The sequence below is a fragment of the Actinoplanes auranticolor genome (assembly GCF_018332655.1).
GTDB lineage: Bacteria > Actinomycetota > Actinomycetes > Mycobacteriales > Micromonosporaceae > Actinoplanes > Actinoplanes auranticolor.
On the sequence record NZ_BOQL01000042.1, the window covers coordinates 74,859 to 85,458 of the forward strand.

Annotated in this window: 10 protein-coding genes; 3 read left to right on the forward strand and 7 right to left on the reverse strand. The window is 71.6% G+C overall.

The annotated features are described in order from the left end of the window. Positions 1-2 precede the first annotated feature (2 nt). Entirely contained in the window at positions 3-1,148 is a 1,146-nt protein-coding gene (locus Aau02nite_RS25580; RefSeq protein ID WP_212991107.1) for an FHA domain-containing protein, read from the reverse strand. A gap of 115 nt (positions 1,149-1,263) precedes the next feature. Further along, a complete protein-coding gene (locus Aau02nite_RS25585) occupies positions 1,264-1,557 on the reverse strand; it encodes a 4a-hydroxytetrahydrobiopterin dehydratase (protein WP_212991108.1) in 294 nt (97 codons plus the stop codon). Between the two features lie 135 nt (positions 1,558-1,692). Between Aau02nite_RS25585 and Aau02nite_RS25590 the strand changes: the two genes are divergently transcribed. Together Aau02nite_RS25590 and Aau02nite_RS25595 are read left to right on the forward strand one after the other, a co-directional pair. Further along, entirely contained in the window at positions 1,693-2,505 is an 813-nt protein-coding gene (locus Aau02nite_RS25590) for an SCO4651 family lipoprotein (protein ID WP_212991109.1), read from the forward strand. Between the two features lie 130 nt (positions 2,506-2,635). After that, positions 2,636-3,445: a hypothetical protein gene (locus Aau02nite_RS25595; protein ID WP_212991110.1), complete on the forward strand. Its 810-nt coding sequence runs from the start codon at positions 2,636-2,638 to the stop codon at positions 3,443-3,445. Positions 3,446-3,500: 55 nt separating this feature from the next. On the opposite strand, the gene Aau02nite_RS25600 is transcribed toward Aau02nite_RS25595, so the two are convergent. Beyond that, positions 3,501-4,559: a 1-acyl-sn-glycerol-3-phosphate acyltransferase gene (locus tag Aau02nite_RS25600; RefSeq protein ID WP_212991280.1), complete on the reverse strand. Its 1,059-nt coding sequence runs from the start codon at positions 4,557-4,559 to the stop codon at positions 3,501-3,503. Beyond that, the gene (locus tag Aau02nite_RS25605; protein ID WP_212991111.1) at positions 4,556-5,398 is read right to left on the reverse strand and encodes a patatin-like phospholipase family protein; all 843 of its coding nucleotides are present in this window, start codon (positions 5,396-5,398) and stop codon (positions 4,556-4,558) included. Before Aau02nite_RS25605 ends, Aau02nite_RS25600 begins: the two co-directional genes overlap by 4 nt. Before the next feature lie 184 nt (positions 5,399-5,582). Here Aau02nite_RS25605 and Aau02nite_RS25610 point away from each other — a divergent pair, with 184 nt between their 5' ends. Beyond that, the gene (locus tag Aau02nite_RS25610) at positions 5,583-6,911 is read left to right on the forward strand and encodes a serine hydrolase domain-containing protein (RefSeq protein WP_246595433.1); all 1,329 of its coding nucleotides are present in this window, start codon (positions 5,583-5,585) and stop codon (positions 6,909-6,911) included. Positions 6,912-6,959: 48 nt separating this feature from the next. On the opposite strand, the gene Aau02nite_RS25615 is transcribed toward Aau02nite_RS25610, so the two are convergent. The 3 genes from Aau02nite_RS25615 to Aau02nite_RS25625 all read right to left on the reverse strand — a co-directional run bounded on the left by Aau02nite_RS25615 (position 6,960) and on the right by Aau02nite_RS25625 (position 10,538). Beyond that, entirely contained in the window at positions 6,960-8,351 is a 1,392-nt protein-coding gene (locus Aau02nite_RS25615; RefSeq protein WP_212991113.1) for a chitinase, read from the reverse strand. An 82-nt stretch (positions 8,352-8,433) separates the two neighbouring features. After that, positions 8,434-9,633, reverse strand: coding sequence for an ABC transporter ATP-binding protein (locus Aau02nite_RS25620; RefSeq protein WP_212991114.1), 1,200 nt, complete (start codon positions 9,631-9,633; stop codon positions 8,434-8,436). A gap of 53 nt (positions 9,634-9,686) precedes the next feature. Then, positions 9,687-10,538 (reverse strand): hypothetical protein, encoded by an 852-nt coding sequence (locus Aau02nite_RS25625; RefSeq protein WP_212991115.1) that lies wholly within the window; start codon positions 10,536-10,538, stop codon positions 9,687-9,689. Positions 10,539-10,600: the final 62 nt, after the last annotated feature.

Below are 10,600 nucleotides of genomic sequence, written 5' to 3' on the forward strand. Positions count from 1 at the left end.
CCTCAGCGTTCGAACTTGCGGATCGCCATCGTCGGGGCCTCGGCCATGACCGAGGACGGCTGGGTCACGCCACCGGTCGCCCAGAGCTTGGCGCGGCCGACGTTCACGCCCGCGTACAGCTCCACCACGTCGTTGGCCGCCAGCGTGCGGGTCTCGTCGCGGTTCAGGGTGATCCGGTCGTCGTCGTCCAGCGAGCCGCCCGGGCGGATCCCCGTGCCGTTCGTGCTGACGTCCTGAGCGGTCAGCTCGCCGCCGTTGAGCGCCAGCCGCACGTGACCGCGGCTGATCCACTTCCGGGCGTCGTCGGTCAGCCACTGGCCCAGCATCACGCCACCGCCCTCGGGCGCCCGCCCCACCACCACGGGCTTGTCGGTCGAGACCGCGAAGCGCTGGCGCACCACGCCGTCGATCCGGACCGACAGCACCTCGACCGCCGGGCGCGGGCCCGCGTCCCGCAGCCGGGTGCCGTGCACCGGGCAGGTCGGCGCGCCGGACCGCAGCGACGGCGGCGGCTGGGCGACCGGGGCGGTCGTCTTGCGCATGTCGGCGAACGGGCTGTCCGGATCGCCACCGGAGCCGTACGCGTTGCAGTTGGCCTCCGGGCAGCTCCACACCCGGGCCAGCAGCTTGGCCCCCATCGGGGACGGCTCGGCCACCGCGGGAACCTCCCCGCGGCCGATCCGGGCCACCAGCACCGGGCCACCGGCGCCGGGAACCGCGGCGAGCAGCCGGCCCGGCTCCTCGACCCAGGGACGGCGGTCGCGGAACTGCTCGGCGCGGGTGCGGGTCAGCACGGGCAGGCCCAGCAGCTCGGCCACCTCGAGGACCCGGTCGTCGAGCTGCGGGACGACCTCGACCACGCCGTCGTCGGCCCAGCGGCGGACCACCATGCGCTCGTTGGAGGTCAGATCCGCGTCGGAGAGCAGGCCCCGGGGCACCACGGCGTAGACCGGGACGTTCTCCTCCGAGACGTGCCGGCCGAGCGCGTCGATGACCAGGCCGAGGCGCAGCATGCTGGCCGGGCGACCGCCGTCGAGATCGGCGTAGCGCACGATCTCCGACAGGTCGACCACGGCGCGGGCCAGGGCCGGGTCGGTGGTGAGCCGGGCCTCGATCGCGTCGAGGACCTTGCTGACCTCGAATCTCACGGGGCCTCCCTGTACGTGCGCGTGCGGCTACCTCCGGCCATCATGCCGTCTGGGGCCACCGGGCGGCCAATCAGGGCCGCCGGTCCGGGCGGAAGGGGGCTATGGGGTCCGGGGGTCAGGACGCGTCGGCGACGATCCGGTCGATGCGGTTGGCCAGCGCGATGTCGCGGGTCGTGACGCCGCCCGCCGCGTGCGTGACACAGCGGAAGGTCAGCGTGCGCCACCGGATGTCGATGTCGGGATGGTGGTCCATCTCCTCGGCGACCTTCGCCACCCGGTCGACGACGGCGATCGCCGCCGGGAAACTGCGCAGGCCCACGGTGCGTACGATCGCGTCCGTCCCGCCTTCCCAGCCGTCCAGGACGGCCACGGCACTGCGTACGGAATCGGCGTCGAGCAGGTCAGCCATGAGACAACCTTAATGCCCGCGCGCCCCCCGGCCACGGCGCCTCGAACCAGGATGTCGCACCCGTTCGCTACCGTGAGCGCCGAATTGACGCCCGGCTCCCGGGAGACCGGGGCGGGCACAACGGGGAGGAAACCCATGAGGAATCGACGACCGGCGATCGCTGGTCTCGCCCTGGTCGCCGCTCTCGGGCTCACCGGCTGCGGTCCGGCCGACGGCCAGGCCCAGCCGGGCGGCAACGCCCCGGCGGCCGCCCAGCAGGCGGATCCGGCGGCCGAGCTGGCTGCCGCGGCCCAGAAGCTGGGTGAGCAGAGCCTGCGCTTCGAGATGGAGATGGTCGGCGCGATCACCGCCTCCGGCGAGGCGGACCCGAAGGCGGGCAACGCCCGGATGACCATGGACATGGGCTCACTTGGTGACGGCAACAAGATCGAGCTGCGCAAGGTCGGCACCGACGTCTACCTGAAGTTCGGCGGCGCGGTGGGCCAGATGCTCGGCGGCCAGAGCAGCAGCGGCAAGGAGTGGATGCACGTCGACGCGGCGAAGCTCCCCGCGGGCAGCAGCTTCAACGTGATGTCCCCGGACGACCCGGCCGGCACCAAGGCGATGGTCGCCGCGATGACCAGGGTCGAGCGGACCGGCGCGAACGGCTACCAGGGCTCGCTGGACCTGGCCAAGTCGCCGACGTACAACAAGAAGGATGCCCTGAAGGCGCTGGGCGGCAACACGCTGGTGCCGTTCACCGCCGAGACCGACGCCCAGGGCCGGCTCGTCGAGCTGACGCTGGACATGAGCGGGCTGGGCGCCTCCTCGGGCGCCGGTGCCGTGCCCGGCGGCGGCAAGGTCAAGACGACGTACTCGGACTTCGGGACCAAGGTCTCGGTCGCGGCGCCGCCGGCCGCGCAGGTCCAGGAGCTCCCGTCGCAGCTCGCCGGCATGCTCAACAACTGACGCGTCCCCGGGCCGGGCCGGTGTCCCTCCGGCCCGGCCCGGGGTCCGTTTGCGTTCGCGTCCCATCGGGCATTCCACCCCCCGACCGTTCGTCACCCCCGGACGTGCGGCAGGGCAAGGAAGGACCGACATGCGGACGCCACGACTCGCCGGACTCGGCCTCGCATCGATGGCCGCGGTCGCTCTCGCGGTGACCGGCTGCGCGGCTGACAGCGACGGCACCCCCGGCGCGAGCGCCCCGGTGACGGACACTCCCAGCGCGTCCGCCAGCGTGGGCAGCCCCGATCCGACCGCCGCCGCCGCGCTGGCCACGGCCACCGCCGCGCTCGGCACCACGAGTTTCAAGGTCACCATGACCTCGGGTCCCGGCCTCAAGCTGACCGGCCTGATGGACGCCCCGAACGGCACCGGCACCGCGGACCTCACCGCCACCGGGCCGAACACCGAGATCAAGGTGCAGACCCTGCTGGTCGGCCAGGACCTCTACCTCAAGGTCCCCGGTGTCACCAAGGGCAACACCTGGACCCACGTCGACGTGTCCCGGCTGCCCGAAGGCGCCAACGTGGGCCTGCGCCCGGGCCAGATCGACCCGGCCAACACCGCCAAGCTGCTCACCTCCACGACCGACGTGCAGCAGGTCGACGCGCGCAGCTACCAGGGCACGCTCGATCTGACCAAGGCGGCCGGTGTGGCCGGCGTGGATCAGACGCTGGTCAAGACCTGGGGTGCGCAGGCGCAGAACGTGCCGTTCACCGCGGGCCTGGACGAGCAGGGCCGGCTGTCCGCGCTGACGATCCAGCTCCCGGCGGTCAACGGCCAGCAGGCCCAGCCGCTCGAGGTGCTCTACACCGACTACGGCACCAAGGTCGAGGCCCAGAAGCCGGCCGCCGCGGAGATCACCGAGGCGCCGGCCAGCCTGTACAGCAGCCTGGGCGGCTGATCGGCACCACCGAACCGACGGGGCCCGGACGCGCGAGCGTCCGGGCCTCTCCCGTTCAGGCGGTGGGAGTGCGCCGGGCGGACCAGTCGGTGCTCAACGGGCGCGGACGCGGACGGTTCTCCTCGATCCAGGCGTCGATACGCGCCCACCAGTCGTAGAGCCAGGCCACCCGCTCCTCCTCACCGGCCGGCACCTCCTCCGGCGGCACGCTCCAGAACCGCATCACCAGTTGCTTGTCCATCGGCAGCTCGCGCCAGAGATCGCGGACGGTGATCATCCGGTCCAGCCCGGTGTGCGCCACGAAGATGACCCCCGCGTCCGGTGCGGCGTCGATCGCGGTGAACAGCCCGCCCGGTTTGGGCGGCAGCACGTGGCGCAGGCCCTCGGCCTTGACCGCCATGTCCTCCATGCCCTTGTCCCGCAGGAACGCGATGGCCTTGGTGCGCCGGCGGGGGGTGAAGTTGCCGCCCTCCGGGAAGATCACGAAGGCGTCGTTGTGGTCCAGCCCGGTCGCCAGGTCGCTGATCTCCTGCTCCAGCGAAACCGTGCGGGTGTGGCCCGGCGAGATGAACCTGTTCGGCAGACGGTTGAGCAGGATGTCGACGGCCGGATCCCACTGCAGGGTGGCCTTCAGTACGATCCGCGGCTCCCGGTCGAACCAGTTGACCAGGCCGTGGATGAGGACGAACGAGTCGCCCGGACCGGCGTGCCGGCTCACCACGACCTCCGGGCGCCCCGGCATCCCGGTGTCCGGATCGGTGCCGACCACGTCGATGCTCAGGTGCAGCGACCAGCGGGCCAGCCAGAACAGCGCGTCGAGGAACCACCCGGTGAGCACGTAGTGGGCCCGCTGGAAGGCGGCATTGCGGATCTTCCACCCGAAACCCGACGCCACCCACAGCACCGCCAGGCACACCAGCGCGGCCGCGTCCCAGATCAGGTAGGCGATCGCCAGGAAGACCAGCCGTGGCACCCGCAGATGCCCGGGGGCCAGCGGCGACGCGGCCAGCGCCAGGATGAGCCACACCGGCAGCGTGGCCAGCAGCACGACGGACAGCACGACCACGGCCGGGGCGATGATCAGCCGGCGGACCCAGACGGGAGGCAGCATCAGGCGCCGTCGGCCGGGGTCACGTTGGCGGCCAGGTAGCGGCGTGAGGCGGTGTAGGCGCGGCTGATCCGGCGACCCGCGGCCGCCATGTCGCGGTATGCCCACGGCGAGTCGTCGCGGCTGTCGCCACCGCCGGTCGGCAGAACATGCACCCGTACATCGTCGGGCAACGACGCAACATCCCGGGCGAACCGGTGCCGCCGCGCGATCTCGAACGCCACCTGCGCCACCTCCCAGGGCCGCTTCGGGACCACCAGCGGCCGCTCGATCCGGCCCACTTGCAGCACGAAGATCTGCTTGGCGCCGACCCGCACGGCCTCACCGATCGGGATCGAGTTGACGATCCCGCCGTCGACGAAGTGCTCCCCGGCGATCTCCATCGGCGGCAGCAGCCCGGGCACCGACGAGGAGGCCAGTACCGCGTCGACCAGCGGACCGCTGTCGAACCAGTGCTCGGCCGCGCGCTCGATGCTGGCCGCGCAGCAGCGGAACGGCACCTTGAGGTCGGCGAAGGTGGCCTGGTCGCCCAGCTCGCCGCTGAGCAGGCGGCGCAACGGCAGCGGCGAGTGCAGGTGGGTGCGGGCCGCGAACCGGCGGAGCTGGCGGGCGAGCGAGTCGCCGTACACCTCGGCGGCCTCGGGCGACGACCAGAGCCGGACCAGGCGTTCGGTGACCGCCTCGGTGGGATCGGCGGCGACCAGCGCGCCGTTGACCGCGCCGATGGAGGTGCCGACCACGACGTCGGGCCGGTAGCCCGCCCGGAAGAGGGCGCGCAGCATGCCCACCTGCACGGCGCCGAGCACGCCACCGCCCCCGAGCACAAAAGCAACCGGGGTGTTCATCGGCCCAGGGTAGCGGGGAGGTGAGCAGACCGAAGGGCAAGATCAAGGGCAAGTTCAAGGCGATGTCGTGGCTGGTTGCATGGTGCTGACCGTCGCTCCCGCCGATGACATCTGCGTGCTCGCAAGACCGTGCGGGTCACGCACGGGTACCTGCGCGCGGCTCGGGCGTGTCATCATCGGCGGCGTGGATATTCGTCGCCGGTCCCTGCTCGGGGGCGGGCTTGCCGCCGCCGCGGCCACGCTCGCCGGGTGCGGGAAGCCCAGCGCGGCCACCTGGAACGAGCCGGGCCCGGGCGCCGTTCCCGTGGCGGATCAGGTTTCCGTCGCCCCGTCGAGGACCTCGGCCGCGATCAGGCCCGCCCCGGCACAGACTCGGGCCGCGGCGCCGCCGCCGTATGCGGCTCGGGTGCAGAACGTGCTGACGAAGTATCTGAAGCCGACGCCGGACAATCCGAAACGTCCCGGGTACGCGGGGGCCGTCGCGCTGGTCATGGTCGACGGCAAGACCACGCTGCACACCGCCGTCGGGCACGCCCTGCGCTACAAGGCCGGGCCGGTCGAGCTGCCCGCGAGCAAACGCGTCGTGATGAAACCGGACGCCATCTTCGACCTGGCCTCGCTGACCAAGGTCTACACCGCGCTGCTGGTGCTGCGACTGGTCGACCAGGGCAAGATCGACCTGGACGCGCCGCTGCGCAAGTACCTGCCCGAGTTCACCGGCACCGGCAAGGGCACGATCACCATCGCCATGCTGCTGGCCCACACCAGCGCCCTGCCGGTCGGCGCGAAAGTCACCGGCCTGCCCGACAACGCCGCCCGCTGGAAAGCCGTGCTCACCACGCCGCTGGTCAAAGGAGGCGTGCCCGGCACCACCTTCCGCTACTCCAGCGTCGGGCTGATGCTGCTGGGCCGCCTGGTCGAGAAGCTCACCGGCAAGAGCCTCGACAAGGCCCTGCGCGACAACCTGCTCACCCCGCTCGGCCTCAAGGACACCGGCTTCCAGCCTCTGAAGTGGGTCACCGACAAGAAACGACTCGTCGCCACCGACGCCCGCTCCTCGCGCGGCCTGCTGCGGGGCACCGTCCACGACGACGTCTGCAACCACCTCGGCGGCATCGCCGGGCACGCCGGCATCTTCGGCACCGCCAAGGACGTCGCCGTCATCGGCCAACTGCTGCTCAACGGCGGCACCCACAACGGCAAACGCCTGCTCTCCGCCGACGTGCTCAAGAAAGCTCTGACCAACGTCAACAAGGGCAGGAAAGCCATCGACGCCGACCGCCCGAACCGCACCGCCGACCACGGCCTGGGCTTCGAGCTCAACCAGCCCTGGTTCATGGGCAGACTCGCCGCACCCACCACCTACGGCCACACCGGCTTCACCGGCACGTCGCTGCTGGTGAGCCCGGCCCGCAAGACCGTCGTGGTGCTGCTGACCAACCGCGCCCACCCCAACTGGTCCTGGTCCAACCCCGACACCCACCGCGTCGCGGTCCACAACGCCATCGCGTGAAGCGGGGCGGCGGTCAAGTTCTGACCACCGCCCCGGCGAACAGCGGGATCAGCCCAGCCCGTTGAGGAAGCTCTCGTGGCTGGTACGGAACTCCCAGTTGTAGAACTTGTCCCAGTTGATCGACCAGGTCATCAGGCCCCGGAAGTTCGGGTTCGTGCCGCTGCGGACCGTGTACCCGCCGCAGTTGCTGCCCTTCACCAGGCAGGTCACCGCCTGCTGCACCCCGGCCGGGGCGACGTAGCCGTTACCCGCGCTGACCGACGACGGCGCGCCGAAGGCGACCTGGTCCTCGCGCAACGCCGGGAACATGTTGGCCGTGTTGCCCGCCACCGGGAAGCCGGCCAGCATCATGTCGGTCATCGCGATGTGGAAGTCGGCCCCGCCCATGCTGTGGTACTGGTTGTCCAGGCCCATGATCGAGCCGGAGTTGTAGTCCTGCACGTGCAGCACCGTCAGGTCGTTGCGCATCGCGTAGATCACCGGCAGGTACGAGCCCGCGCGCGGGTCCTGCCCGCCCCACGGCCCGGAGCCGTAGTACTGGTAGCCGAGCTGCACGAAGAACGTCTCCGGGGCCATGGTCAGCACGAAGTTCGCGCCGTAGCGGGCCTTCAGCGACTTCAGCGCGGCGATCAGGTTGACGATGACCGGCGTCGTCGGGTTCTTGAAGTCGGTGTCGCCGGTGTTCAGCGACAGCGAGTGGCCCTCGAAGTCGACGTCGACGCCGTCCAGGCCGTACTTGTCGATGATCGCGCTGACCGAGCTGACGAACTTGTCGCGGGCCGCGGTCGTGGTCAGCTGGACCTGGCCGTTCGCGCCGCCGATGGAGAGCAGCACCTTCTTGCCGGCCGCGCGCTTGGCCCGGATGGCGCTGATGAAGTCGGCCTCGCTCTCCACGCCGGGGCACTCGGCCGCCGGGCAGAGGGTGAAGCGGATGTCGCCGGAGGTCGCCGTGGTCGGCTCGCCGAAGGCCAGGTTGATGATGTCCCAGTCCGCCGGGACGTCGGCCATCCGCAGGTAGCCGGAGCCGTTGGCGAAGCTCGAGTGCAGGTAGCCGATCAGCGCGTGCTTCGGCAGCCCGGAGACCGGGGGCGGCGTGGTCGGCGGCGGCGTGGTCGGGGGCGGGGTGGTGGGCGGCGGCGGGGTGGTCGGCGGGGTCGTGGTGGGCGGCGGGGTGGTCGGCGGCGTCGTCGTGCCACCGCAGGCGCCCTGGTCGGCCCAGACACCCCACTGGCCGCTGGCCGTGGGCACCTCGTTCTGCGTCCACCACTTGGCGGTGTAGTTCTTCGCCTGGTACGAGACGGAGTTGTCCTTGACGTACACCGCCGAGGCGCTCCAGGCCGGGGCACAGGCGGCGGCAGCGCTCGCGGACGAGGCTATGTAGACGGCGGAGCCGGTGGCTGCGAGTGCGGCAGTGACGGCGAGGATGAGTGAACGGCGCATGGGGGGTGGCCTCCACGTCGGTGTATCGACAGTTGGCCAATTATTAGGACTGTTAACTGTTCCTGTCCAGTGAACGTTTTTTTCAGACCGGGTCGAATCTGATCCGCCGGCCCGCCCGGTCGAAGAGCAACAGGTCGGTCAGGCCCACCCCGACGTCCAGGTCGTCGCCGATCCGCACCTGGACCGGAACCGGGATCCGGACCATCACCTCACCCGTCGGCGGCGCGTCCACCAGGTCATACGCCGGATAGAAGCCGTACGGCGTGCTCTGGGCGACCGCCCGCGACGGGGCCACCGGCGCGTCCAGCCGGACGCTCGGCACCCCGCCGACGTCGACGTGGGCCAGCAGCTCGTGCCCCAGGTTCTCCACCGCGCACACCGTGCCCCGCACCGACATGTCGCGCTCCTGCAACGGCAACGCCCGCAACACCAGCGTGACCCGCTCGGTGTGGTGCTCGGCCAGCCGCGCGGTACGCGGATCCCCGGGCGGCAGCTCCAGCACCTGGGAGCCGAGGTCGAGCACCACCCCACCGTCCTGGGCGTACACCGCCGCCTCCAGCAGGCTGGTCCGCGGCATGCCGAGGAACGCTGCCACGAACAGGGTGTCCGGGTCCGCGTACACGTCGACGGGCGGCCCGACCTGCTGCAGCACGCCCAGCCGCAGCACCGCGATCCGGTCGGCCATGCTCATCGCCTCGGTCTGGTCGTGCGTCACGTAGATCGTGGTCACCGCCAGCCGCCGGGCCAGCGCCACGATCTCGCCCCGCAGCGCCGCCCGGGCGCCCGCGTCCACGTTGGACAACGGCTCGTCGAGCAGGAAGACCGCGGGCTGCCGGACCAGGGCGCGGGCCATCGCGACGCGCTGGCGCTGACCGCCGGACAGATGCTCGGGATAGCGGCTGAGCAGGTCCGCGATCCCGACGTTGCGAGCCACGGCGGCGACCCGGGCCCCGATGTCGGCGGCCGGGGCGGCCGTCGCGCGCAACGGGAAGCCGATGTTCTGCGCGACCGTCAGGTGCGGGTAGAGGGCGTAGTTCTGGAACACCACAGCGATGTCGCGCTCGCGGGGCTCGATCTCGGCCACCGGCACGCCGTCGAAGGTCACCGTGCCGCTGGTCGGCTCCTCGAAGCCGGCCAGCAGCCGCAGCAGCGTCGACTTCCCGCAGCCGGTCGGCCCGAGGACCACCAGGAACTCACCGGGTTTTATCTCCAGGTCGACGTCGTCCACCGCGACGACATCGTCGAAGATCTTCGTGAGGCCGCGTGCGGCGATCGCCACCATGCACCCATGGTGCGGCTTCGGTGACCATCAATGCCAGAGCTTTGCGGACCGGGCTACTGCCAGACCGTCCGATCGAGGAATCCGTCGCCGTCGTCGTCGAACATCCGCTTCTCGAAGACGCCGTCGCGGTCCTTGTCGTAGTCGGCGAAATCGACCCGGTTGTCCAGGTCCTTGTCGACCCCGACGAAGTCGGCCCGCCCGTCGCGGTCGAGGTCCACCCGGATCTCCGCGCCGCCGCCCTCGCGCCCCCGGTAGGTCGCCTTGTCCAGGCTGCCGTCGCCGTCCGCGTCGACCCGGTTGTGGTAGCCCTTCGGCGCCGCGATCTGCTCGGGCTCCCCCAGACCGCTCCGGGCCGTGCCGGCGTCACCGAGACCGCTGCGGGGCGCGTCACCGAGGGCGGAGACCGCCGGGAGACCGTCCATGTCGGGACCGGGCGCCGAGCCGAAGCCGGACCGGGCGGAATACTCCGGCGCCGTGCCCAGGCCGGACTGGGCGGACATGCCGCCGGTCCCCCAGGCCGGCGGCGCCGAGCCGAATCCCTCCGTGGCGGTCCCGGTCGCGCTGCCGAACTCCGACCACTCGCCGAGCCCGGCCGGACCGTCCGCCGGGGCCGCACCGATGCCCTGTCCGGCGACGCCCTGGCCGACCAGGCCGTGCCCGACCGAGCCGGCCACCTCGCCGACGCCGAACGAGGAGAACAACCCGAACGTGCTCGACTTGGTGACCCGGTCCTCCACGACCGCGGTGTGCGCGCCCGCATCGGTGCTGACCTGCTGGCGCAGCAGGTCGGCCTCCGCGGCGTCCAGGACGTAGCCGGCCAGGGCACCCACCGGATCGGCGGCCAGCTGCGCCTGGAACGACGGGTCGGTGAGCAGCCGCTCCAGCACCGCGTCGAAGTCACTCATGGCGCCCACGGTAGGAGCCCGCGTCCAGCGACCGCCATCGGTGAGGTGGTCAGTCCCGGCCG